Below are 23,797 nucleotides of genomic sequence, written 5' to 3' on the forward strand. Positions count from 1 at the left end.
CGGCGACAGGGTCCGCGAAGCGGCGTTCCGTCCCTCCTGCGGCGATCTGGTCCGTATTCGTCCGCCGGTTGGAGGGTGTGGCGGGTCGTGCGCGGGCCGCGGCGGGCGGTGCGCTCCGCGTGCTCCCGCATCGCCCGTACGGCGGTGCGGAGGGGCCTCCACCGTCCCAGGCTCCGGCCGCGGCGGGGCCCCCTTCCGTAGCGGGCTCACACGTTTGGGGGCGTCCCGTCGAGCGGGCGTCCGAGCACCCCGGGGCGGCGCTGCCAGGGGTGCGGGCCGCCGGGCGGGCGGTAGTCGACGCCGAGGGCGTCCAGGCGGGCGTAGTGGGCGCCCATCCGGCGTTCGAAGTCCGCGGTGTCGCGGTCGGCGGGCGCGGGCAGCCGGCTCCAGGCGACCTCGGCGAACGCCGCGAGGCGGGGAAAGACCTGGTAGTCGAGGCGCTGCTGACTGTCCATGACCTCGGTCCAGACGTTGGCCTGGGTGCCCAGGACGTGCGCGGCGTGCTCCTCGGTCAGCTCCGGCGGGACGGGCTCGAAGCGGTAGACGTCCTCCAGGGTCCGTACGAAGCCGATCGGGACCGGTTCGTCCGGGGCGGCGTGCTGACGGTGGTCCAGATAGACATGCTGCTCGGGGCACATGACGACGTCGTGGCCGGCGCGGGCGGCGGCGATCCCGCCCGCGTAGCCGCGCCAGGAAGAGACCGCCGCACCCTCGGCGAGGCCGCCTTCGAGGATCTCGTCCCAGCCGATCAGCCGTCTGCCGCGCTCGGCGAGCCAGCGGTCGAAGTGGCGGACGAACCAGCCGTGCAGGGCGTCCTCGTCGGCCAGGCCCAGGGCGGCGATACGGGCCTGGGCGGCGGGCGAGGCGCGCCACTGGTCCTTGGGGCATTCGTCCCCGCCGATGTGGACGAAGCGCGACGGGAAGAGGTCGAGGACCTCCTCCAGCACCTGCTCGTAGAAGCGCAGGGCGTTGTCAGTGGGGGCCAGTACGTTGGGACTGATGCCCCAGGTGTCCCAGACCTTCACGGAGGTGGTGTCGATGACGTCGGTGTTGCCGAGTTCGGGGTATGCCGCGATGGCGGCCTGCGAGTGCCCGGGAATGTCGATCTCGGGGACGATGGTGATATGCCGGGCGGCGGCGTAGGCGACGATCTCGCGGATGTCGTCCTGGGTGTAGCAGCCGCCGTGGGGGCGTTCGTCCCAGAGGGGGGAGGCGCGGTGGCCGAGTCTGGTGCGCTCGCGCCAGGCGCCGGTCGCGGTCAGCTCGGGGTGGCGCCGGATCTCGATACGCCAGCCCTGGTCGTCGGTCAGGTGCAGATGCAGGACGTTGAGCTTGTGGGCGGCGAGCAGGTCGAGGTAGCGCAGGACGCCGTCCTTGGGCAGGAAGTGCCGGGCGACGTCGAGCATCATGCCGCGCCAGGAGAAGCGGGGCGCGTCCTCGATGACGACCGCGGGGACGGGCCACTCGTTCCGCTCCACGACCGGCGCCCGGCGGAATGCCGCGGGGCCGAGCAGTTGCCGGAAGGTCTGCGCGCCCCAGAAGACCCCGGCCGCGCTGCCGCCGTCGAGGCGGATCGTGGAGCCGTCGACGACGAGGCGATAGCCCTCGGGCGGCAGCGCCGGGTCGACGGCGAGCGCGATGCGGTGGTCGGCGTCGTCGCCCGGCGCGAGCGGCAGGCCGGTGGCCGCGCCGATCGTGGACCGCATCCAGTGGGCCACGCCCTCGGTGCCAGGGCGTGCGTCGAGCGGTGTGTGACGGTCGAGGGGGAAGTGGCCCCGGCCGGGCGGCACCGGGCTCAGGAGCCGCGGCCGCGGGATCAGATCCGTAGGTGCCGTGTGCGTCATGGCACCGAACCTGCCACGGCGGGTACGCGGACGGCTCCGGTATGCGCCGATCCGCATACCGGAGCCGTCTCACCGCTGCGCGGGAGCGGGGTGGCTACTTCTTGCCGCCGTCCTTGCCGCCCTTGTCCTTGTCGCCGCCGGCGCCCATGGACTCGAAGATCTCCTTGCACATCGGGCAGACCGGGTACTTCTTGGGGTCGCGCCCCGGTACCCAGACCTTGCCGCACAGCGCGACGACGGGCGTGCCGTCGAGCGCGCTCGCCATGATCTTGTCCTTCTGGACGTAGTGGGCGAAGCGCTCGTGGTCGCCGTCGCCGTGCGACACCTGCGCTGTCGGCTCTACGAGGGTCCCCGTACCTGCCCCGCGCTCGGGCTCAAGAGTGCTCATAACTGCCAAGGGTACTCACGCCCGCCGCGAGCCGGGAGCGTCGGCCTGTCGCCGTATGGAGGACGAGTCCCAGGGCCGCCACCCCGGCAGCCGCCCACGGCAGCGCGTACGGGGCGAGGCCCGCGGCGAGCGCCAGGCCGCCCAGCGCGGAGCCGACGGCGCTGCCCAGATAGAGCGCGGAGTTGTTCAGGGCGAGGGCGACGGTGCCGCGCTGCGCGCTGCGCTCCAGCAGCCGGTGCTGCTGGGGCACCTGGAGCGCCCAGCCCGCCGCGCCCCAGGCGACCAGTGCGGCCGCCGCACCGGGCAGCGCGGCACCGGCCAGCGCGGGCAGCAGCGCCTGGGCCGCGACGATCACCGCGAGGACCGCGCCCACGAGCGCCCGGACCCGCCCCGTACGGTCCACCAGCGGCCCGGCCAGCACGCTGCCCAGTACACCGCCCACGCCCCAGGCCCACAGATACGGCGTCACCTCGCCGACACCGCCCGCGGCGGCCAGCACCGGCGCGAGATAGGTGTACAGCCCGAGGCTGGCGACCGCGGCCAGGAAGGAGACGCCGACGACGGGGGCCACGGCGCGGTCCGTGACGGCCGCCAGCCGGGCGCGCAGCGGCACCGCGGGGGCGGGGGGCACGGGCGGCAGCAGGGTGGCGAGACCGGCGAGCGCGAGCGCGCCCAGTGCCGTCACCAGCCACAGCGTGGCGCGCCAGCCGGTGTGCTCGGCCAGCAGCACCCCGATCGGCACGCCCAGGACGGTGCCCGCGCTCATCCCGCCCATCACCAGGGCCAGCGCGCGGCCGCGCCGCCCCTCGGGGGCCAGCGCCGCGGCGGCCGCCGTGGAGAGCGCCGAGTAGACCCCGGCCCCGGCGCCCGCGATCACCCGGGCGGCCAGCAGCGCCGGCAGGGAGGGGGCGAGGGCCGTGACGGCGTTGCCGAGGGTGAAGACCGCGAGGGCCGCCAGGATCAGCGCGCGGGGCCGTACGCCGGAGAGCAGCCCGGCGACCAGTGGGGCGGCGAGGGCGTAGGCCAGGGTGAAGGCCGTGACCAGTTGGCCCGCCAGCGAGACCCGGGTGCCGATGTCATGGGCGATGGCCGGCAGCAGACCGGCCATCACATACGCGTCCAGGCCGAGGGTGAAGGCCCCCAGCGTCAGCAGCCACACCTTGCGCACCGCAGTCATCTCCCGTGATCGTCCGGGGCGGTGGCGGTGCCGCGGCCCCGGGGTGAAACCGAACCCGGGAAACGTAGGCAGTCTCCGGATGGTCGGGGAAATGCCCGGCGGGGCGCATTTATGCTGGGTCGGCATGAATCACGGAAGCGCGGGCGGGGACATGGGCGAGGGCCGGGGCGGCGCCGCGGACGACGGCTGGGACGGGCTCGGCGGCATCGAGCTGCGCCATCTGCGCGGCTTTCTCGCCGTCGCCGAGGAGCGCAGCTTCACCCACGCCGCCGACCGGCTGCGGACCGGGCAGCCCGCGCTGACCCGGACCGTCCGCGCGCTGGAGTGCGCCCTCGGCGCCCGCCTGCTCGACCGTACGACCCGGCGCGTGGAGCTCACCGACGCGGGCCGCCGCCTCTACGCGGACCTCGCCCCGCTGCTCCCCCGGCTGGCCGGTGCGCTGCGCTCGTCCACCGGACCGGCCGTGCTGCGGCTGGGCTTCACCTCGCTGCTGCCCGCCGTGTGCACCGCGCTCACCGCGGACTTCGAGGCCGCGACCGGCGCGGGCGTGCGGCTGGTGCGCCGGGATGCTCCGCTCGCCGGGCTGGAGACCGGGGAGACGGACGCCGCGGTGCTGCGCGGCGAGATCCCGCCCGACGCCGGGCTGCGCAGCACGCTCCTCCTCCAGGAGCCGCGGGTCGCCGCCCTGTCGCGGACGGCCCTGCGGGCACCGGAGGCGGCCGCCGTACGCGCCGTGGCGCACCGCCGGGTGCTGGACTGGGCCGAGCTGGCCGATCTGCCGCTGGTGGTCAACACCGTCACCGGCACCACCCGCCCCGAGCTGTGGCCCGACGGCCGCCGCCCCCGCCTCGCCTGCACCGCCGGGAACTTCGACGAGTGGCTGGAGGCGGTGGCCGCGGGGCACGGCGTCGGAGTGGCCCCGGAGCCGGTGGCCCAGCGGCACACCCACCCCGGGATCCGCTATCTACGGCTGAAGAACGCACCGCCGGTGCCCGTCCGTCTGGCGCTGCCCGCCCGTGACGCACACCCGCTGGCCGAACGCCTCTACGCCCTCGCCCGGCGGGCGCCCGCACCGCGGTCGGCGCCCGGGCGCACCCAGGGCCGGTAGGACCGGTCTACGACGCCACCGGCACCCCGCCGCGGTCCTCGGCCGTCAGGCCCAGCTTCACCGCGAACGCCAGCGCGGCCTCCGGGCGGACCTCGTACCACGAATCCTGGTCGCAGACCGCGCCCAGCAGCGCGGCGATATCGGCCTCGCCGACCGTACGGGCCTCGGCGGCCGCTATGAACGCGCGCACCGCCACCGCGGGATCGACCTCCGTCTCGGTGACCGCCACCAGGTCCTCGACGATCTGGTCGACCGCGTCCTCACCCCTGCCCGCCCAGCTCAGGGCCATGGCCAGACCGTCGTCGTCCATCGACTCCGGATAGGGCGCGCGGGCCCAGGCGCCGTCCTGCCACCAGTAGACGAAGCCGAAGAGATTGCCCTGGGCGTCATCGCGCATGCGGTCCCAGGGCAGCCACCCGGGGCCGCCGGCCAGGAAGTCGATCTGCCGGTTTCCGTCGTGCGTACAGCTGCCGTCGGAGTCCTGGCCGCAGAGCAGCGCCCGGCCGTCGTCGTACAGCTTCAGCCGCCACCAGTAGGAGCCGCCGCCGTTCCAGCACTCCAGCCCGTGCGGACCCCAGGAGAAGTCGTCCCAGTCGTCCATGGCCGCGGCGACCACCGCCAGCGTCGCGGCGCGCGCCCACACCCGCCGCGGGTGATCCAGATCCTCGGGCACGCTCGGCCTGTGCATGGCACTCCCCCGTTCTTCTCCGCGCGGCCGCGCCTCGCGCCCGCACACCGTCCCCTGCATTTCCGAACCATAGCGACGGGGTCTGACAATTCCCCATGACGAACCCGTAACAACGCGGCCGGGACGGAAGTGCGCAGGTCAGCGGGGTGCGAGCGGGTGGGGAGGGCGCCGGCTGGGCATCTCCGCGCCGCCCGCCGGGCCGGCCCGCCCGGGTCCGTCGGTCCGCCCCGGTCGGGCCCGCCCGGGTCAGTTCAGCGAGGGATCGTCCGGATAGGTGGCGACCATCGCCAGTTCATTGCGCTGGCGCCGCAGCACCGCGCGCCACAGCTGCTCCGGATCGGGCGAGGAGACATCGCCCGGTTCGGACTCGACGACGTACCAGGCGCCCTCGACGAGTTCGTCCTCCAGCTGGCCGGGGCCCCATCCCGCATACCCGGCGAAGATCCGCAGACTGCCGAGCACCGCCGCGAGCAGTTCCGGCGGCGCCTCCAGATCGACCAGGCCGATCGCGCCGTGCACCCGCCGCCAGCCCAGGGGCTCGTCGCCGGGCGACGCGTGGTCCGAATCCGCTGAGCCCTCGGCCGCCGCTTCGGCGCCCGGCCCGGAGACCACGACGCCCTCGCCGCCCCCGGGTACCACCGCGACCCCGAGCGCCGAGTCCAGCGACACCGGCCCGCCCTGGAAGACGACCCCCGGCTCGCCGGCGAGCGCGGCCCAGGGCGCCAGGATGTCGGCCACGCCGACCGGCGTGGGGCGGTTGAGGACCACGCCGAGGGAGCCCTCCTCGTCGTGGTCGAGGAGCAGCACCACCGCGCGGTCGAAGTTGGGGTCGGCGAGCGCGGGTGTGGCAACGAGCAGCCGCCCTGTGAGCGAGGACACCTCGGTCATGGCCACATGATCCCGCACTTCGGGCCGGAGGGGGGAGTCAACGGCCCGAACCGTGCAAGAGCAGGGCAGGGCGTACGGCGGCAGCACCGGCGCACGGGGCAGGAACGCGCCAAGAACGCGGCAAGAAAGGGAGCGGGAACGGGGTGGGAACGGGTCGGGCAGGAGAGACCTTCGAGACGAAAAGCACACGCCCGATTCCCGGCATTCGGCACATTCCCCGGCAAACAGCGATTACGGATCAAAGGCGGATCGTAGCGGAGGGTGTTGTGACAAAGCCATTACATGACGGAAGCCTGCACAACCCTACGGAGCGCCCTTCCGGCGCCCTTACCATTTCTGCTTGGCCCTGCCCGTCTCCAGGAACGCGAGATCCATGACCGTCTCTACTGACGACGTACTGCTTGTCCACGGCGGCACCCCGCTCGAGGGCGAGATCCGGGTCCGCGGTGCGAAGAACCTCGTACCGAAGGCCATGGTCGCCGCCCTCCTGGGCAGCGGCCCGAGCCGGCTGCGCAATGTGCCCGACATCCGCGACGTACGCGTGGTGCGCGGGCTGCTCCAGCTGCACGGCGTCACGGTCCGCCCCGGTGACGAGGCCGGCGAGCTGGTCATGGACCCGTCACGGGTGGAGAGCGCCAATGTCGCCGACATCGACGCGCACGCCGGTTCCTCGCGGATCCCGATCCTGTTCTGCGGCCCGCTGCTGCACCGCCTCGGCCACGCCTTCATCCCGGGCCTGGGCGGCTGCGACATCGGCGGCCGTCCGGTGGACTTCCACTTCGACGTGCTGCGCCAGTTCGGCGCGAAGATCGAAAAGCGTGCCGACGGGCAGTACCTGGAGGCCCCGCAGCGGCTGCGCGGCACCAAGATCCGGCTGCCGTACCCGTCGGTCGGCTCGACCGAGCAGGTGCTGCTGACGGCCGTCCTGGCCGAGGGCGTCACCGAGCTGTCGAACGCCGCCGTGGAGCCGGAGATCGAGGACCTGATCTGCGTGCTCCAGAAGATGGGCGCGATCATCTCCATGGACACCGACCGGACGATCCGGATCACCGGTGTCGACAAGCTCAACGGCTACACCCACCGGGCCCTCCCGGACCGCCTGGAGGCCGCCTCCTGGGCGAGCGCGGCACTGGCCACCGAGGGCAACATCTACGTCCGCGGCGCGCAGCAGCGCTCCATGATGACGTTCCTGAACACCTTCCGTAAGGTCGGCGGCGCCTTCGAGATCGACGACGAGGGCATCCGCTTCTGGCACCCGGGCGGCTCGCTCAACGCCATCGCCCTGGAGACCGACGTCCACCCCGGTTTCCAGACCGACTGGCAGCAGCCGCTGGTCGTCGCCCTGACCCAGGCGTCGGGCCTGTCCATCGTCCACGAGACGGTCTACGAGTCCCGGCTGGGCTTCACCGAGGCGCTCAACCAGATGGGCGCGCACATCCAGCTCTACCGCGAATGCCTGGGCGGCTCCGCGTGCCGCTTCGGCCAGCGCAACTTCCTGCACTCCGCGGTCGTCAGCGGCCCGACCAAGCTCCAGGGCTCCGACCTGGTCATCCCCGACCTGCGCGGCGGCTTCTCGTACCTGATCGCGGCGCTGGCGGCCCAGGGCACGTCCCGCGTCCACGGCATCGACCTGATCAACCGCGGCTACGAGAACTTCATGGAGAAGCTCGTCGAGCTGGGCGGCCATGTCGAACTGCCCAACGGGGCACCGCGGCACTGAGCCCGCGCCCCTGCCCCCCGCAGCGTGAGGGCGGCCCCCGGGACCGGGTGGCCGCCCTCACGGCGTTCCAGGGCCCGTTCCGTCCTCGGCACCCGTCAGCTCCGGCAACTCCTCGGCGCGCGCCGCGCGTTCGGCGGAACGGGGTGTCGCGCCGGAAGTTGCAGATGCGACGGCATATGCCGGTACGCAGCCCCGTCGGCTGACGCCCGCCCCTACACTGACGCGCCGTCAACTCGCCGGTGTGACCTCCCCCGTGGGGCGCACCCGGCCCGTGCCCCCGCCTCCTCCGGACTGCGAGCCCGCCATGCCTCCTGCCGCCGCCCCCTCCCCCGTTCCCGCACTGCCCGCCGCGCTGCTGTGCGACATGGACGGGACCCTCGTCGACACCGAGCACCAGTGGCTGGCGACGGTGGCCGGGTTGCTGCGCGAGCAGGGGCGGGCGGTGACGGACGAGGTGCTGGCGGAGTTCGCCGGGGCGCCGGTGGGCGATGCCGCACAGCGGCTGGTGCGCGAGCACCGGATCGGCCCGGCGGCCGGGCGCATCGCGGAGCGGCTGGACCGGGACTTCACCGCCCGGGTCGCGGCCGGGGTCACCGTCCAGCCGGGCGCGCTGCGGCTGCTGGACCGGGCGCGGGCTCTGGGGATACCGGTCGCGCTGGTCACCGCCTCCGAGCGGCATGTGGCCGACCTGGTGCTGCGCACCCTGGGCGCACACCGCTTCGCGCTGTCGGTGACATCGGGGGAGGCGCCGCGCGGCAAACCGCATCCGGACCCGTATCTGGCCGCGGCCGCCCGCCTCGGCGTCGATCCGGCGGACTGTCTGGCGGTCGAGGACACCCCCACCGGCGCGGCCGCCGCACTGGCCGCGGGCTGCCGGCTGCTGGCCGTACCGACCGTGCCGGGTATCGCGCCCGGCCCCCGGACGGCCGTGGTCGCCTCTCTGGAGGACGTTGACCTGGCGGACTTCCCGTTTCCCCAAGTCGCCTGAGCCAACGCCGCAGAAGGGGCCGCAGGGGCCGTAGAGACGCCACGGAGCGTGCCGCCGCGCCCGCCTGACGGCCCGCAGCCCGTCACGCGCCGCCGTCCCCCAGCTACCGCTGGGCGGTGCCCCCAGCCCGTCACCCGCCATCCGTCGGCCCGTCAGACACGCCTGTCCGCCTGCCGGGCGCTCCTGTCAGCCGCCCTCCTGCGCGCCCATGACAACGATTACGCAGCCGAAAGGGCGGCCACCCCAGGAGGTGACCGCCCTTGTCGGCTTCAGGCCGTGCTGAGGGGCCTACTTGCCCTTCGCGGCTTCCTTGAGCTTGGAGCCCGCGGAGACCTTGACGCTGTATCCAGCGGGGATCTGGATCGGGTCGCCGGTCTGCGGGTTGCGCGCGGTGCGAGCGGCACGGTGGGTGCGCTCGAAGGTGAGGAAGCCGGGGATGGTGACCTTCTCATCGCCCTTGGCGACGATCTCGCCGGTCACCTCGGCGAGGGCGGCCAGAACGGCGTCGGCGTCCTTGCGGGTCACCTCGGCGCGATCGGCCAGAGCGGCCACCAGCTCACTGCGGTTCATGTTTGTACTCCCGTGTTCTTCTTGCCAATGGGCGTGCCACGCGGCGGAGCCGCTATCGGGCACAGCGAAGCCGATGCTGCCAGGGTCCTCGGACAGTCCCCGGACCCGGGTCTGCTGCCAGACCCTCGCGCCCGATGACGCATCCTGCCCCTACCTGCGGGACTAAAGCCAATCCGGAACCCTGGAGAGTCACGCGAAAGCCCCACGGGCTCACCGTGGTGACGTTCCGTAGCACGCCGCTCCGGGCCGGCCCCACAGGGCGGCGGTCGTTTGCTGAACGCCAGCCTATGGGGGCCTTACGGGGGGCGTGACCCGCGACGCGCCGTGCCGAGGGGCCCCCATGGCCGCTGTCACACCGGCCCGGCGCTCACAGGGCCGTGTCGGCCATCACATCGGGGGCGGCGGCGCGCGCCGCGTCCCGCACCGCACCGGCGACCGCGCCCGCGACCTTGTCGTTGAAGACGCTGGGGATGATGTAGTTCGCGTTCAGCTCGTCGTCCAGGACGACATCGGCGAGCGCGCCGGCCGCGGCCAGCATCATCTCGGTGTTCACCGTGCGGGACTGAGCGTCCAGCAGGCCGCGGAAGACGCCGGGGAAGACCAGCACGTTGTTGATCTGGTTGGGGAAGTCGGAGCGGCCGGTGGCCACGACGGCGGCGGTCTGCCGGGCGAGGGCCGGGTCGACCTCCGGGTCGGGGTTGGCGAGTGCGAACACGATCGCGCCCTCGGCCATCTTCGCCACGTCGTCGCCGTCGAGGACGTCGGGGGCCGAGACGCCGATGAAGACGTCCGCGCCGACGACGGCCTCCTTGAGGGTGCCGGTGACGCCCTCGGGGTTGGTGTTGTCGGCGATCCAGCGCAGCGGCGAGTCCGGGTCGGCGTCGACCAGGTCGGTGCGGCCGGCGTGGACCACGCCGTGGATGTCGGCGACGACGGCGTGCTGGACGCCGGCGGCGATCAGCAGCTTGAGGATGGCGGTGCCCGCGGCGCCGGCGCCGGACATCACGACCCGGACGTCCTCGATCTTCTTGCCGACGACGCGCAGCGCGTTGGTGAGCGCGGCCAGGACGACGATGGCGGTGCCGTGCTGGTCGTCGTGGAAGACGGGGATGTCCAGGGCCTCGCGCAGCCGGGCCTCGATCTCGAAGCAGCGGGGTGCGGAGATGTCCTCGAGGTTGATGCCGGCGAAGCCGGGGGCGATGGCCTTGACGATCTCGACGATCGCGTCGGTGTCCTGGGTGTCCAGGCACAGCGGCCAGGCGTCGATGCCGGCGAAGCGCTTGAAGAGGGCCGCCTTGCCCTCCATGACGGGCAGCGCGGCCTTGGGGCCGATGTTGCCCAGGCCCAGGACGGCGGAGCCGTCGGTGACGACCGCGACGCTGTTGCGCTTGATCGTCAGGCGGCGGGCGTCCTCGGGGTTGTCGGCGATCGCCTGGCAGACCCGGGCCACGCCGGGGGTGTAGATCATCGACAGGTCGTCGCGGCTGCGGATGGGGTGCTTCGACGTCATCTCGATCTTGCCGCCGAGGTGCATCAGGAACGTACGGTCGGAGACCTTGCCCAGCGAGACGCCGTCGATCTCGCGCAGCTTGCCGACGATCTCGTCGGCGTGCGCGGTGGACGTGGCGGCGATGGTGACGTCGATCCGGAGTTTTTCGTGGCCGGATGCGGTCACGTCGAGGCCGGTGACCGACCCGCCGGAGGACTCCACGGCCGTGGTGAGCTGGCTGACGGCGGTGCCGCTCGCGGGAACTTCCAGTCGCACCGTCATCGAATACGAGACGCTAGGCGCCGTTGCCATGGCCGACTTCCTCTGCTTTCCCTTGTTTCTCTCTCTGCGGCTCCGGTACCCGGGGTGTCCGTGTCCGGAGCGCGTTGTCCGATCGTCCCACCTACCAGCCGGTACACGGTAACCAGCCACAAAATTCGGAAAGACTCTTCCACCATACGAGAGTTGATCCCGTGAGCGGAACCCCCTCCCGCAAACGACCGCGGGCGCCCCTCCCGAAGGAGGGGCGCCCGCAGACTGCTTAATGACACCGACCCGCCATGCTCGCCTCGCGGCAAGTGGTCGCTCGCAGCGACGATGGTTGGGCCCGGGGGCTTGGATCGAGCCGGTGCCTCACCCAGGCTAACAAACCCTCCCCGGAAGCGGATCCCGTCGCGGGCGACCGGGGGAAAGACCCCTCGGACAGACCCCTCGGACGGGCCCGGGGTGGGCCGGTCAGTCGCGCAGCAGGTCCGGCACCCCCGCCGCATCCGGTTCGTCGCGCCCGGTGGAGAGCACCGTCAGCTGCTGCGTGGCGCGGGTGAGGGCGACATAGAGCACCCGCAGCCCGGCCGGGGACTCGTCGGCGATCTCGGCCGGCGAGACCACCAGGGTCGCGTCGTACTCCAGCCCCTTGGCCTCCAGCGAGCCCAGGGCGACCACCCGGTCCCCGAGCCCGGCCAGCCAGCGGCGGGCCTGCTCGCGGCGGTTCATGGCCACCACGACGCCGACCGTGCCGTCCACCTCGCCCAACAGCCGCGCGGCCTCGGCGGCCGTGGCCCGCGCCAGCTCCGCGTCGGCCGCGCCGTCCGCGGCGGCCACCGCGAACCGGGGCGTCAGGCCCGTCGAGCGGACCGCGTCCGGCGACCGCATCCCCGGCATCGCCAGCGCCAGCACCTTGGCCGCCAGGTCGGCGATCTCCGCCGGATTGCGGTAGTTGACGGTGAGTGTGAAGCGGCGGCGGGGGCGGGTGCCCAGCGCCTCGTCACGGGCGAGCGCGGCCTCGTCCGGGTCGGACCAGGAGGACTGCGCCGGATCGCCGACCACCGTCCAGGTGGCGTGCCGGCCGCGGCGGCCGACCATCCGCCACTGCATCGGCGTCAGGTCCTGGGCCTCGTCGACGATGACATGGGCGTAATCGGTGCGCTCCTCCTCCAGGCGCTCGCGGCGGCCGCGGCCGGAGGAGGAGCGGTCGGCGAAGGTCGTCAGCTCCTCCAGCCCGGTCAGCTGATCCAGCGGATCGGCTTCGCGCGGACGCGCCGGGCGCATCGGGGCGCCGAGGATCAGCTGGAGCTCGTCCAGCAGCGCCACGTCGTGCACCGACAGCGGGCCGTTGCCCCGGTCGCCCAGCCGCTGGAGGGAGCGGGCCAGCCGGCGCACCTCGCGCGGGTTGAGCAGGCGGCGGGCCCAGCGGGACAGCAGCCGCTCGTCGGCCATCGCGGCCAGCACCCCGCGCGGGGCGAGCTCGGGCCACCAGGCGTCGAGGAACTCCTGGAACTCCGGCTCGGTGGCGATGTCCTCGTCGAAGCCCTGGCGGACCTCGGCGGCCAGTTCGGGGTCCGTGTAACGGCGGGCGGCGCCCGACTGCGTCCACAGGGCGTCGAGGATCAGCCGACGGGCGCGTGGGCGCAGCAGGTTGACCGGGGCGGTGCCGCCGAGGGCCGACTGGCGGATGCCATGCAGGGCGTCCGCGTCGAGTTCGAGGCGGCCGCCGAAGGCGACGACGCGCAGCCGGTCCGGGGCCGTGCCCAGCTCCAGCGCCCCGCGGGCCGCCTTGCGCAGCAGCTTCTGCATGCGGGCGGAGCCCTTGATACGGGAGACGGCCGGGGGGTCGTAGGCGGTGGCCTCGGCGCCGTCCACCAGGGAGCCCAGGGCGCGGATGGCGACCTGGCCCTCCTCGCCGAGCGAGGGCAGCACGCCTTCGGTGTAGGCGACCAGCAGCGGGGTCGGGGAGACGATCAGGATGCCGCCCGCGTAGCGCCGCCGGTCCTGGTAGAGGAGGTAGGCGGCGCGGTGCAGGGCGACCGCGGTCTTGCCGGTGCCGGGGCCGCCCTCGACCTCGGTGACGGAGGCGGCGGGGGCCCGGATGACCAGGTCCTGCTCGGCCTGGATGGAGGCGACGATGTCCCGCATGGTGTGGCTGCGGGCCCGGCCGAGCGCGGCCATCAGTGCGCCGTCGCCGATCGCCGGCAGCTCCTCGCCGTCCAGGGTGGCGGTGACCTCCGGGCGCATCAGATCGTCCTCGACGCCCAGGACCTGACGGCCCTTGGAGCGGATGACGCGGCGGCGGACGACCCGGCCGGGGGCGACGGGGGTGGCGCGGTAGAAGGGCGCGGCGGCCGGCGCCCGCCAGTCGATGACCAGCGGCGCGTAGTCGGCGTCGAGGACGCCGAGCCGGCCGATGTGCAGGGTCTCGGCGATGGCGGCGCGGTTGTCGACGATGGCGCCCTCGGCGGGCTCGACGGAGGTGTAGGCGCCGTCGGGGCCCTTCTTGCCGTCCTTGCCGAGGAGCAGGTCGATCCGGCCGAAGAGGAAGTCCTCGTACTCGGAGTTGAGGCGGTGGAGATGGACACCGGCCTGGAAGACCTGGGCGTCGCGTTCGGCGAGCGCGCCGGGCGTGCCGACCTGGCCGCGCTTGGCGGCGTCGTCCATCAGGAACTCCGCCTCGTGGATCTTCTCCTCGAGGCGCCGGTAGACGGAATCCAGATGCGTCTGCTCGGCGGCGATCTCACGGTCGCGCACCGAATCGGCGGCGCGGACGGCGTCCGGTGCGTGGTCCGGTGCGTGCGTGGCGTTCTGCGCGGCCACCCAGGCCCCCTTCTGCTGTGCGTAGGGCAGCCGTCAACCGTACGCGAAGGGGGCACCGTACGCACCTGGCCATACGGACAAAATCGGGCGTGTCCGGTCGGATGTTGACCTAGACCTTAACGTCGGCAGAAGTCCGGGTGACGCCCTGCGACCGCCCGCGGACCACCTGCGACACCTCCGGGACCGCGCCCGACCCCCTCAGACGTTCACACCGGCCAGCCTCCTGCCGTCGAGCGTACGGATCTCGAAGCGGACGATCTCGCCGCGGTCGAAGGCCGCCCCACCGGTGGCGAACAGCGGTTCGCTGTTCCACTTGCCGGTGGCGCCCTTGATGCCGTAGCCGCCCTCGGGCACCGCCCAGGTGGTGACGGTCTGACGGCTGCCGTCCTTGCCGACGGCGACAAGGTCGCAGGTCAGCGGCCCTTTGACGCCGGCGAGCCGGAGGACGACCTGGGTGCCCCACGGTTTGGCGGCGAGGGAGACGCCCGCCGAGACCTTGGTGACGGGATCGACGGCGGTGGCCTGCTCGCCCGCCGCGTACTGCGCGCGGACGGCACTGGCGAGCGGCGCCGGCGCGGGCGCGGGCGCACCCTGATGCCCCCCGCCGGTGAGCGCGGCGGTGGCGATCGGGCCCCCGACGATCAGGACGGCGGCCGCCGCGACGAGATACAGCCGGCGCCTCGCCCGCCCGCGCCGGGTGGCCGCCACCTCGTCGAGCAGCCCGTTCAGGACGCCGGGCCCCGGCCGGGCGGTGACCGTCTCGGGCGTGGGTGCGGTCTGCCGGAACTCGGCCAGCATCGGGGACAGCCCCATCAGTTCCTCGAGTTCGGCCGCGCACCGGTCGCAGCCGGCCAGATGCCGCTCGAACCGGTCCGCGTCGGCCGCATCCAGGACGCCCAGCGCATAGGCGCCGACGTCGGTGTGCCGGTCCGGCTGCGTGGGCGGGGTCACTCCGTCACTCCTCGTTCCTCAAGCGACAGCTTCAGGGAGCGCAGCGCGTAGAAGACCCGGGACCGTACGGTCCCCGCCGGTACGCGCAGTACCTCCGCCGCCTCGCTGACCGTACGCTCCTTGAAGTACGTCTCGACAAGCGCCTCCCGGTGGGCCGGACTCAGATCGCCCAGCGCCTCGGAGAGCGTCATCATGCGCAGCGCCCGGTCGATCACATCGGCCGCGGGCATGGTCTCCAGCGGCGTCGCATCGACCTCCTGGGGACGGGCCCGGCGGCTGCGGTGGCCGTCGATGACGATCCGCCGGGCGACGGTCACCAGCCAGGGCCGGATGGAGCCGGTCGCGCGCTGCAACTGCCCGGCGTTGCGCCAGGCCCGCACCAGCGTCTCCTGCACCACGTCCTCCGCCCGGTGCCGGTCGCCCGCCACCAGCCGCAGGACGAAGGCGAGAAGCGGACCCGCATGCTCGTCGTAGAGGGCTCGCATGAGCTCCTCGTCAGGTGTCGTCCGGTCTGCCACGGCGGCATCCTTGCGCACTCCAACTCCCCGGTCGATAGCGCGGATCACCGGATAGCGCCCGGGACCATGCCATGAATCGGCCTTGTGGGGAGGGATACGGGCGAGAGGGGCGGGATTACTCAGGGGCGGGGAGAAAAAGGCGAGAAAAAGCGTGCGGGACGAGGCGGGGCAGGGTGGGCGGGGGTCAGGGGTGGGTGCCGTGGGCGACGCCCTGCCCGCCCGTACGCCGGCGGTGGCGCGCCACCCGTTCCCGGTTGCCGCACACCTCGCTCGAACACCACCGGCGGCGCCGGCCGCGGGAGGCGTCCAGATAGACCAGCGAGCAGCCCTCCCCCGCGCACTCCCGCAGCTGGCCGCGCACCGTGGCGTCGGTCAGCAGCCCGACGGCGTCCCGGGCCACCGCGGCCAGCAACTCCGCGCAGTCCGGCGGCTCGGGGAAGGTGCGCACCAGGGTGCCGTCCGCGGCGCGCACCGCGTGGGCGGCGGGCGGCGCGGCGGCCGCGGCCGCGGCGTTGAGCAGCGCCAGATCGGCGTCCGCCGCCCGGCCGCGCAGTTCGTCGCGCACCACCCGGCGCAGCAGGGCGCGCAACTCCCGGAAACGGGCGACCCACTGGCCGTCGACGCCGTCCGGCGGGGCGCCGCCGGGCACCACTCCCGCGCCGGTCAGCCAGGCCGTCAGCGACTCGGGGCCGGTGAGCCGTTCGGCCGGCGCACCGGCCGTGGCCAGCAGGTCCAGGCAGATCCGCCCGCAGTCGAACCGCAGGTCGTAAGGCGCCGCCATGTGCCTGTCACTCCCTAGAGACAACACGGAACAGACGCGGAACACCGCGTGTGCCCCCAGAGTGCCCGGCAGGCGCGGCGGCCGGAAGCCTACGGGCGACGCCGCCGGCCACCGATCGGACGCGGCGTGCCGGGCAGCAGTGGCGGTTCGGGCACGCCCGTGAGCCACCCGGCGGCCCCTACTCCCCGCCGTACTTGTCCGACTCCCCGTGCGGATCGAGCGACAGCCGGTACCCCCGCTTGACGACCGTCTGGATCAGCTTGGGCGCGCCCAGCGCCACCCGCAGCCGGGCCATCGCCGTCTCCACCGCATGCTCGTCGCGGCCCGAACCGGGCAGCGCGCGCAGCAGATCCGCGCGGGAGACCACCCAGCCGGGGCGGCGGGCCAGCGCGCGCAGCAGCGCCATCCCGGCGGGCGGCACCGGGCGCAGTTCGCCGTTGACCACGGCGGCGTGGCCGCGGATCTCGATACGGTGCCCGGCGACCGGCAACGGCCGTACCCGTCCCGGCAGTTCCCGGCACAGCAGCTGCACCAGCGGCCCCAGCCGGAACCGCTCGGGCTGGAGCGTGGGGACGTCCCGGGCCTGGAGCGGCAGCGCGGTGACCGGCCCCACGCACACCGCCAGCACCTCCTGCCGCAGCGCCGCCACCGCCTCGTCGTGGATGCCGCGCTCCTCGGCACGGCGCAGCAGCGAGGCGGCGGCCGGCGCGCTGGTGAAGGTCACCGCGTCCACGCCGCGGGCGATGACGGCGTCCAGGAGGCGGTCGACGGGGCCGATGTCCTCCGGCGGCATCCAGCGGTAGACGGGGACGCCGACGACCTCGGCGCCATCGGCCCGCAGCGCCTCGACGAAGCCCGGCAGCAGCTCCCCGTGCAGCTGGATGGCGACCCGGCGGCCCGAGACGCCCTCCTCCAGCAGCCGGTCGAGCACCTCGGCCATCGACTCCGAGGCCGGCGACCACTTCTCGTTGAGTCCGGCGGCCCGGATGGCGCCGCGTACCTTCGGGCCGCGCGCCAGCAGTTCCACCCCGGCCAGCCGCGCCAGCAGGGCCTCGCCCAGTCCCCAGCCCTCGGCGGCCTCGATCCAGCCGCGGAAGCCGATCGCGGTGGTGGCCACGACGACATCGGGCGCGTGGGCGATCAGGTCCTTCGTCGCGGCGAGCAGTTCGGTGTCGTCCGGCAGCGGGACGATCCGCAGCGCCGGCGCGTGCATGACCTGCGCGCCGCGCCGCTCCAGCAACGCGCCCAGTTCCTCCGCCCGCCGGGCCGCGGTCACCCCGACGGTGAATCCGTCCAGCGCCCGCACGGCCCGGCCCTCCGGTGCCTGCTGCCGATCGTCCATGGTCGTCCGTCCCGCACCGCCCACAAAGGTGTGCTGCGTCGTGCTCATACTCCCGCTGTGCCTGCCGCCGCGGCCCGGGCGGCACGGGTGCCAAGTCGACAAGCGTGCCAACGCCACATGTCAGACCTGGTCCCTCAGTATTTCCCGTCTGTTACGTGCGTCCCGCGCGGCTCACCCGGGGACACCCGTGACCCGTGGGCCCGGTGTGTCCCCGGTGACCGGTCGGACGCGTCAGACCTCGGCGTACACCGGCCGACGGGTCTCCTCCCCCGCCTCCGCCTCCGTCGCGGCGCGCGCCCCCGCCGCCGGCCGCAGGTATACGGCCCAGGTCACCGCGCCGCACACCACGTAACAGGCCAGGAACGCCACGAAGGCGGGCGTGCCGGATCCGGTCGCCGCGAACGCCTGGCGGAAGGCGAGGTTGATGCCCAGCCCGCCGAGCGCTCCCACCGCCCCGATCAGGCCCATGGCGGCCCCCGACAGCCGCCGTCCGTACGCCGCGGCCTCCTCCCCCGCAAGGCCGCGGCGTACCGCCTGCGCCTGGAAGATCCCCGGAATCATTTTGTACGTCGAGCCGTTGCCGAGCCCCGTCAGCATGAACAGCGCGATGAATCCGACGAGAAACACCGGCAGCGACCGCATCGCCGACGCGTAGATCACCACGCCGGTGGCCGTGCCCATGGCGACGAAATTGCCGAGCGTGATCCGTGCGCCGCCGAACCGGTCCGCCAGCCGCCCGCCGACCGGCCGTACCAACGATCCCAGCAGCGGCCCGATGAAGGTCAGTGACGCCGCCTGAAGGGGCGTGCGCGCGAACTGGATCTGGAGGACGAGACCGAAAGCGAAGCTGTAGCCGATGAACGATCCGAAAGTGCCGATGTACAGCAGCGCCATCACCCAGGTGTGCGGCTCCTTCGCGGCATCCACGGCCGCGCCGGTGTCATTCGTCACCGGCCCCAGATTGTCCATGAACAACGCCGCCGACACCGCCGCGGCCACGATCAGCGGGATGTACACGGCCAGCACGATCCGCGGCTGCGCGGCGCCCGCCGTACCGATCACCAGCAGGCCCAGCAGCTGGATCACCGGCACCCCGATATTTCCGCCGCCGGCATTCAGCCCCAGCGCCCACCCCTTCTTCCGCAACGGATAGAAGGAGTTGATATTCGTCATCGACGAGGCGAAATTCCCCCCGCCGACCCCCGCCAGCGCCGCCACCGCCAGAAAGGTGCCGTACGAGGTCCCCGGCGTCATCACGATCGCCGCCGCGGTCGTCGGAATCAGCAGCAGCAGCGCGCTGAACACCGTCCAGTTACGGCCACCGAACCGCGCCACCGCAAAGGTGTACGGCACCCGCAGTACACCGCCCACCACGGTCGGCATCGCCACGAGAAAGAACTTCTTGGCCGGATCCACCCCGTATTCCGGCCCCATGAACAGCACCATCACCGACCACAGGCTCCAAATGGAGAAGCCGATGTGCTCGGAGAACACGGAGGCGACCAGATTCCGCCGCGCCACCCGCTCCCCGGTCTGCGCCCAGAACCCCTCGTCCTCCGGATCCCACCGCTCGATCCACCGCCGCCCGCGCCGCACCCGGCTTCCGCCGGCCCCGCCGTCGGGCTCCCCGCCCCTCGTACTCGTGACGCCCTCGCCCGTCATCCCGCCTCCCAACGCTCCGTGGCACCTTCACCTCGAAGCTAGGGACGGCGGGTTTCCGCCCGATGCCGCCCGGTGACACCGGCGAAACCTTGCACTCACGGGACAGGGCGAGCGGTGGTGAGGGAGGGCGGGCCCGGCCGACAGGGGCCTATTCGGCCACCTGCTTCGGCGGGCTCATCCAGATCGTGCTCCCGCAGACGTCCATCCGCGAGCGCTTACCCTTCTCGTCCCGGACCGGTATGGCCCGATCGAAGGTGTCGCGCGGCGCGGCAACCACCGCCTCCACATTGCCGACCTGGCACAGCGCGGACGGCCGTCCCTGGTACGAGTCCCGGTAGCGCAGGCTGGTCATCACCGTGCCGCCACGCCGCAGATCGATCGGCATGGCCGGACCCTGGCCCTTCCCGTCGGACTCCGGGCCCTTGCCGACATGCACGGCGAAGGCCGGGAAACCGTGGAAGACGCAGGGCTGCGCCCCCTGGTTCACCACGGACAGCCGGGCCTCGCGATGCGTGCTGCGCGGCAGCTTCTTCAGCACGGTCAGCTTCCAGCGCAGGTTCTTCGTCGTGCAGTTGGCATGCAGGGCCGCCATCCGGGCGGAACCACAGCCGACCACACCCAACCCGAGGGTGACGGTCAAAGCGAGCGCGGCCGTGGTCGCCGCGAGAAGTGAGCGTCGCCGCACAACTCCCCCTGATTCATTCTGGACACGATTCCCTGCAATGAAGGAAGGGTTTCACGCCCGCGGGGTTGCCTGCGCCCACCGTGTCCCGAGAGACCGGCCGGCGAATCCGGGGCGATAACGGGACGACGGTGAGGTTATGGCTGCACGACGGCGAGGTGGTGGCGGGGCGACGGCACGGTGGTGACGGTGTGAGCGCGGGGATCCGACCACCCAACTGGCCGAAGATTCGGGCGGATCGGCGAACGAATCGGGTTGAATGGGGATGAAGTGGGATTGATCGGGCCCGTCGTCAGACCCCGGCCCTCCAAGACCCCGCCCCTACGAGTCACCACCCCTGCGCGCCCCCGCCCCCATCACCGCGGCATCCTCCTCCGGCAGCCACCACCGCCCCTCCGGAAGGACGCCCTTCCCGGACAACGGGCCGCCTCCCGGCGACGCCAACCACGCGCCCTCCTCGCCGAGTTCCCGCGCCGCCGCCCGCAGCGCCTCCAGTCCGGGATGGCGCAGCCCCTTTCGCCACACCATCGATACCGGCGACAGCGGAACCGGATCGACGACCGGCCGCAACACCATCCCCGGCACCTCGATGAACTCCACGCTCGCCAGCACCGACCACCCCCGTTTCCGCACCACCCGCACGAATTCCTCCGACCCCTCGATCTCGGGGAACGGCTCCGCCATCGCGATGCCCCGCCCATCGAAGAGCCGCGCCGCCAGATCCGTCCACTCGGCGGTCCCCGCGTTGCCGGCGCCCGCGTAGAGCGTCTCGCCGGCCAGCTCCGCCAGTGGTACGGCGGGCCGTGCGGCCAGCGGATGGTCCTCGGGCAGCAGCACCGCCATCGGCTCCAGCCGTACGGGCTGCTGCACGAGCCCGGCCCGTACGCCCGGCGGCAGCCCCGCGAACCGTCCGAACGACACATCCAGCCGCCCGGCCGCCAGCTCCCCCGCCGCCCCGGTCAGCCCACTGTGGAAGCGGGCAACCAGCTCACAGCTCTCCGGCACCCGCGCCCGCGCCTCCTCCAGCACCCGGTACGCGGTCCCGACCGGCGCCCCGACATCCACCAGCAGCGGCCGCTCGGCGTCCCGCCGGAAGGCGGCGGCCAGCTCGTCCTGCGCGCCCAACACCCGCCGCGCGTAGGGAAGCAGCCGCTCCCCCTCCACCGTCAGCGCCACCTGCCGAGTGGTCCGTACGAACAGATCGACACCCAACTCCCGCTCCAGGCGCCGCACATCACGGCTCAGCGCCTGCTGGGCGAGATACAGCCGGGCAGCGGCCCGGGTGAAGTGCAGCTCCTCGGCCACGGCGACGAACACCCGCAACAGCCGAGGCTCCATGTCAGACGCCATCGCCCCATCCTCCCCACCGCACCCACTCACAACACAGGTGCGTCAATGGCCGTCCCGCAGGTGTTGGACGCTCCACGGCCCCACCGACGACCGTAGAGGCATGATCCTCTTCCTCGCCTCCCGCCCCGTCACCGCACCCCCGGTACGCCCGGCCGCCCCGGTCCGCTCCACCCGGCGCGTCCGGCCGGTATGTCCCGCGCGCCGCGTCCGTCCGCCCGGCTTTCGCTTCCTCGCCCCCTATCGCCGGCTCTTCTCCGTCCCCGGCACCCGTGCCTTCACCGCCGCCAATCTGCTGGCCCGCCTCCCCATGGGCATGCTCAGCGTCAGCGCGGTTCTGATGATCGCCGCGACCCGCGGCTCCTATGCGCTGGCCGGAGCCGTCACCGCGACCGGCCTGGCGGCCACGGCACTGGTCGGCCCGCTGACCGCCCGGCTGATCGACCGCCACGGCCAGGCCTGTATCGCCGTCCCGGCCACCGTCTTCGCCGTCCTCGGCTCGCTCTCCCTCCTCCTCTGCATCCGCTGCCACGCCCCCACCTGGACCCTCTTCGCCTCGTACGCCGCCACCGCCACCACCCCCAACACCGGCGGGATGTCCCGCGCCCGCTGGGCCCATCTCTTCCGTGACGACCCGGCCGCCCGCCACACCGCCAACTCCTTCGAACAGGCCGCGGACGAACTCTGCTTCATGCTCGGCCCCGTCCTCGCCACCTTCCTGTGCACCGCCCTCTTCCCGGAAGCCGGCACCCTGGTGGCGGCGGCCTGCTTCCTGACGGGCGTCCTCCTCTTCGCCGCCCAGCGCCGCACGGAACCCCCCATCGCCGCCCGCGCCCCCGGTCACTCCGGCTCTCGGGCCCGCTCCCGCACTCCGCTACGACTACCGGGGCTGCCGCCCCTCCTCCTCACCTTCCTCGCCACGGGCGCGATCTTCGGGTCCCTGGAGGTCGTCACCGTCGCCTACGCCGACGACCACGGCGCACGGTCCGCAGCCGGCGCGATGCTCGCCCTCCAGGCCGCCGGCTCCTGCGCGGCGGGCCTGCTCTACGGCCTGCTGCCGCCGACCACCGGGCCCGCGCATCACCTCCGCCGCTTCCGCCGCTGCGTCGGCGCCATGGCCGCCCTGATGCTGCTCCCCCTGCTCGCCGCCCGGACGGGCAGCCTGACGGCGCTGACCTGCGCCCTGCTCCTGGCGGGGATGGCCACCGCGCCGACCATGGTCACCGGTATGGGCCTGATCCAGTCCCGCACCCCGGCGGCCCGGCTGAACGAGGGGATGACCCTGTCCGTGACCGCCCTCCTGGCCGGGATCGCCACGGGCTCGGCCGCGGGCGGCTACGCCGTGGACTATGCGGTGCCCGCCGCGGCCGCCGCCCTCGCCTGCGTCCTCGCCCTGCTCACCACCCGCCCCCCGCGGTGACCCCCGGCCCGAACGGCCACGCACGACCGGGGAACGACCGGCGAAGACACAAAAAACCGGTGCCCCGCGAGGATCTCGCGGGGCACCGGCCTACATGGGATGAGTGGAGATGGCGGGAATCGAACCCGCGTCCAACGGTGCAGAATCAGGGCTTCTCCGAGTGCAGTTCGCTGCGATTTTCTCGGCCCCGGAGATCACGCGAACAAGTCTCCGACGGGCCCAGCCACTGTTTGATTTCCTTCTACACCCCGTGACCGGGTCTAGAAGTTTAGTTCCCTAGCTGATGCCAGGATCCGGGTCGGGAACATCCCCGGGCTGACACTTCGCAAGTCGCTACTTAGGCAGCGAGGGCGAAGGAATCGCGCTTGGTGTTGGCGATTATTGGTTGCGACATATGGTTAACGAGATCATTGCCGCTTCCTCGACTCGCTTCCCCTGCTTCGACATCCGCTGTCGAAACCGATCATCCCCATGTTGATTTATCAAAGTGGCACCCACACCAGGGCGCCTGCACCCTCCGTGGGGTGCTGGGCCATCGTACGTGAACAACGCAGGACGTCGCCAGCGTATTCCCGGCAGCCCCGCCGCCGGGCGGCCGGCGGACCGGCCGCAGGGTCCGGCCCGGTCAGGCCCGCTGACGGCGCCGCGCCGCGGACATCGCACGGTCCGCCTCGCGTCGGTCCTGCTGTTCCCGGAGCGTCTGCCGCTTGTCGTATTCCTTCTTACCCTTCGCCAGGGCGATCTCGACCTTGGCGCGGCCGCCCTTGAAGTAGAGCGCCAGCGGCACGATGGTGTGCCCGGTCTCCTGCGTCTTGGATTCCAGCTTGTCGATCTCGAGGCGGTGCAGCAGCAGCTTCCGCTTGCGGCGGGCGCTGTGGTTGGTCCACGTCCCCTGGGCGTATTCGGGGATGTGGACATTGTGCAGCCATGCCTCATTGCGGTCGATCTGGACGAATCCGTCGACCAGTGAGGCGCGACCCTGCCGCAGCGACTTCACCTCGGTACCGGTGAGCACCAGACCACACTCATAGGTGTCCAGAATGTGGTAGTCGTGCCGCGCCTTCTTGTGCTGGGCCACGAGCTTGTACCCGGGGTCCTTGTCCTTGCCCTTTTGCTTGGTCTGCTTAGTCATGGTGTCGCCATTTTC

General features: G+C 72.9%; 20 protein-coding genes and 1 other RNA gene. 4 read left to right on the forward strand and 17 right to left on the reverse strand.

Going from position 1 to position 23,797, the window contains the following annotated elements; translation table 11 throughout:
• Positions 1-206: 206 nt before the first annotated feature.
• The 3 genes from B1H19_RS16315 to B1H19_RS16325 form a co-directional block, all read right to left on the reverse strand.
• Complete coding sequence (locus B1H19_RS16315) at positions 207-1,844, reverse strand: beta-N-acetylhexosaminidase (protein WP_083105428.1); 1,638 nt, start codon at positions 1,842-1,844, stop codon at positions 207-209.
• 94 nt (positions 1,845-1,938) lie between these two features.
• Positions 1,939-2,232 carry a DUF3039 domain-containing protein gene (locus B1H19_RS16320; protein WP_083105429.1) on the reverse strand — a complete coding sequence of 98 codons (294 nt, stop codon included), beginning with the start codon at positions 2,230-2,232 and terminating at the stop codon, positions 1,939-1,941.
• On the reverse strand, positions 2,219-3,409 hold the full coding sequence (locus B1H19_RS16325; protein WP_237289337.1) for an MFS transporter: 1,191 nt from the start codon (positions 3,407-3,409) through the stop codon (positions 2,219-2,221). Before B1H19_RS16325 ends, B1H19_RS16320 begins: the two co-directional genes overlap by 14 nt.
• A 124-nt stretch (positions 3,410-3,533) precedes the next feature.
• Between B1H19_RS16325 and B1H19_RS16330 the strand changes: the two genes are divergently transcribed.
• Positions 3,534-4,517, forward strand: coding sequence for a LysR family transcriptional regulator (locus B1H19_RS16330; RefSeq protein WP_083105431.1), 984 nt, complete (start codon positions 3,534-3,536; stop codon positions 4,515-4,517).
• A gap of 7 nt (positions 4,518-4,524) precedes the next feature.
• Here the strand turns inward: B1H19_RS16330 and B1H19_RS16335 are convergent, their stop codons facing one another.
• Both B1H19_RS16335 and B1H19_RS16340 read right to left on the reverse strand, forming a co-directional pair.
• Entirely contained in the window at positions 4,525-5,205 is a 681-nt protein-coding gene (locus tag B1H19_RS16335) for a hypothetical protein (protein WP_083105432.1), read from the reverse strand.
• A gap of 246 nt (positions 5,206-5,451) precedes the next feature.
• Complete coding sequence (locus B1H19_RS16340) at positions 5,452-6,093, reverse strand: YqgE/AlgH family protein (RefSeq protein WP_083105433.1); 642 nt, start codon at positions 6,091-6,093, stop codon at positions 5,452-5,454.
• 373 nt (positions 6,094-6,466) lie between these two features.
• Between B1H19_RS16340 and murA the strand changes: the two genes are divergently transcribed.
• Both murA and B1H19_RS16350 read left to right on the forward strand, forming a co-directional pair.
• Entirely contained in the window at positions 6,467-7,813 is a 1,347-nt protein-coding gene (murA, locus tag B1H19_RS16345) for a UDP-N-acetylglucosamine 1-carboxyvinyltransferase (protein WP_083105434.1), read from the forward strand.
• A 304-nt stretch (positions 7,814-8,117) separates the two neighbouring features.
• Complete coding sequence (locus B1H19_RS16350) at positions 8,118-8,801, forward strand: HAD family hydrolase (protein ID WP_237289338.1); 684 nt, start codon at positions 8,118-8,120, stop codon at positions 8,799-8,801.
• A gap of 288 nt (positions 8,802-9,089) precedes the next feature.
• Here B1H19_RS16350 and B1H19_RS16355 read toward each other — a convergent pair whose 3' ends face one another.
• The 10 genes from B1H19_RS16355 to B1H19_RS16400 form a co-directional block, all read right to left on the reverse strand.
• Complete coding sequence (locus B1H19_RS16355) at positions 9,090-9,371, reverse strand: HU family DNA-binding protein (RefSeq protein ID WP_030069353.1); 282 nt, start codon at positions 9,369-9,371, stop codon at positions 9,090-9,092.
• Between the two features lie 367 nt (positions 9,372-9,738).
• The gene (locus tag B1H19_RS16360; RefSeq protein WP_083105435.1) at positions 9,739-11,172 is read right to left on the reverse strand and encodes an NAD-dependent malic enzyme; all 1,434 of its coding nucleotides are present in this window, start codon (positions 11,170-11,172) and stop codon (positions 9,739-9,741) included.
• Positions 11,173-11,595: 423 nt separating this feature from the next.
• Positions 11,596-13,947, reverse strand: a complete 2,352-nt coding sequence (locus B1H19_RS16365) for a HelD family protein (protein ID WP_083105436.1) — start codon at positions 13,945-13,947, stop codon at positions 11,596-11,598.
• A 198-nt stretch (positions 13,948-14,145) separates the two neighbouring features.
• Positions 14,146-14,898: an anti-sigma factor family protein gene (locus B1H19_RS16370; protein ID WP_083105437.1), complete on the reverse strand. Its 753-nt coding sequence runs from the start codon at positions 14,896-14,898 to the stop codon at positions 14,146-14,148.
• Positions 14,895-15,434 carry a sigma-70 family RNA polymerase sigma factor gene (locus B1H19_RS16375; RefSeq protein ID WP_030069363.1) on the reverse strand — a complete coding sequence of 180 codons (540 nt, stop codon included), beginning with the start codon at positions 15,432-15,434 and terminating at the stop codon, positions 14,895-14,897. Before B1H19_RS16375 ends, B1H19_RS16370 begins: the two co-directional genes overlap by 4 nt.
• A 166-nt stretch (positions 15,435-15,600) precedes the next feature.
• Positions 15,601-16,197 carry a CGNR zinc finger domain-containing protein gene (locus tag B1H19_RS16380; RefSeq protein ID WP_083105438.1) on the reverse strand — a complete coding sequence of 199 codons (597 nt, stop codon included), beginning with the start codon at positions 16,195-16,197 and terminating at the stop codon, positions 15,601-15,603.
• Positions 16,198-16,375: 178 nt separating this feature from the next.
• The gene (locus B1H19_RS16385) at positions 16,376-17,539 is read right to left on the reverse strand and encodes a uroporphyrinogen-III synthase (RefSeq protein ID WP_083105439.1); all 1,164 of its coding nucleotides are present in this window, start codon (positions 17,537-17,539) and stop codon (positions 16,376-16,378) included.
• Between the two features lie 231 nt (positions 17,540-17,770).
• Positions 17,771-19,201 carry a nitrate/nitrite transporter gene (locus tag B1H19_RS16390; RefSeq protein WP_083105440.1) on the reverse strand — a complete coding sequence of 477 codons (1,431 nt, stop codon included), beginning with the start codon at positions 19,199-19,201 and terminating at the stop codon, positions 17,771-17,773.
• Positions 19,202-19,349: 148 nt separating this feature from the next.
• Entirely contained in the window at positions 19,350-19,886 is a 537-nt protein-coding gene (locus B1H19_RS16395; protein WP_237289339.1) for a DUF4232 domain-containing protein, read from the reverse strand.
• Positions 19,887-20,204: 318 nt separating this feature from the next.
• Positions 20,205-21,233 carry a LysR family transcriptional regulator gene (locus tag B1H19_RS16400; protein ID WP_083105441.1) on the reverse strand — a complete coding sequence of 343 codons (1,029 nt, stop codon included), beginning with the start codon at positions 21,231-21,233 and terminating at the stop codon, positions 20,205-20,207.
• 100 nt (positions 21,234-21,333) lie between these two features.
• Between B1H19_RS16400 and B1H19_RS16405 the strand changes: the two genes are divergently transcribed.
• The gene (locus B1H19_RS16405; RefSeq protein WP_083105442.1) at positions 21,334-22,650 is read left to right on the forward strand and encodes an MFS transporter; all 1,317 of its coding nucleotides are present in this window, start codon (positions 21,334-21,336) and stop codon (positions 22,648-22,650) included.
• 101 nt (positions 22,651-22,751) lie between these two features.
• On the opposite strand, the gene ssrA is transcribed toward B1H19_RS16405, so the two are convergent.
• Both ssrA and smpB read right to left on the reverse strand, forming a co-directional pair.
• Positions 22,752-23,121, reverse strand: a transfer-messenger RNA (tmRNA) gene (gene ssrA / locus B1H19_RS16410).
• A 154-nt stretch (positions 23,122-23,275) separates the two neighbouring features.
• Positions 23,276-23,782 (reverse strand): SsrA-binding protein SmpB, encoded by a 507-nt coding sequence (gene smpB / locus B1H19_RS16415; RefSeq protein ID WP_083105443.1) that lies wholly within the window; start codon positions 23,780-23,782, stop codon positions 23,276-23,278.
• Between the last annotated feature and the right edge of the window lie 15 nt (positions 23,783-23,797).

This window comes from Streptomyces gilvosporeus (genome assembly GCF_002082195.1).
In the GTDB taxonomy this organism is placed as follows: Bacteria; Actinomycetota; Actinomycetes; order Streptomycetales; family Streptomycetaceae; genus Streptomyces; species Streptomyces gilvosporeus.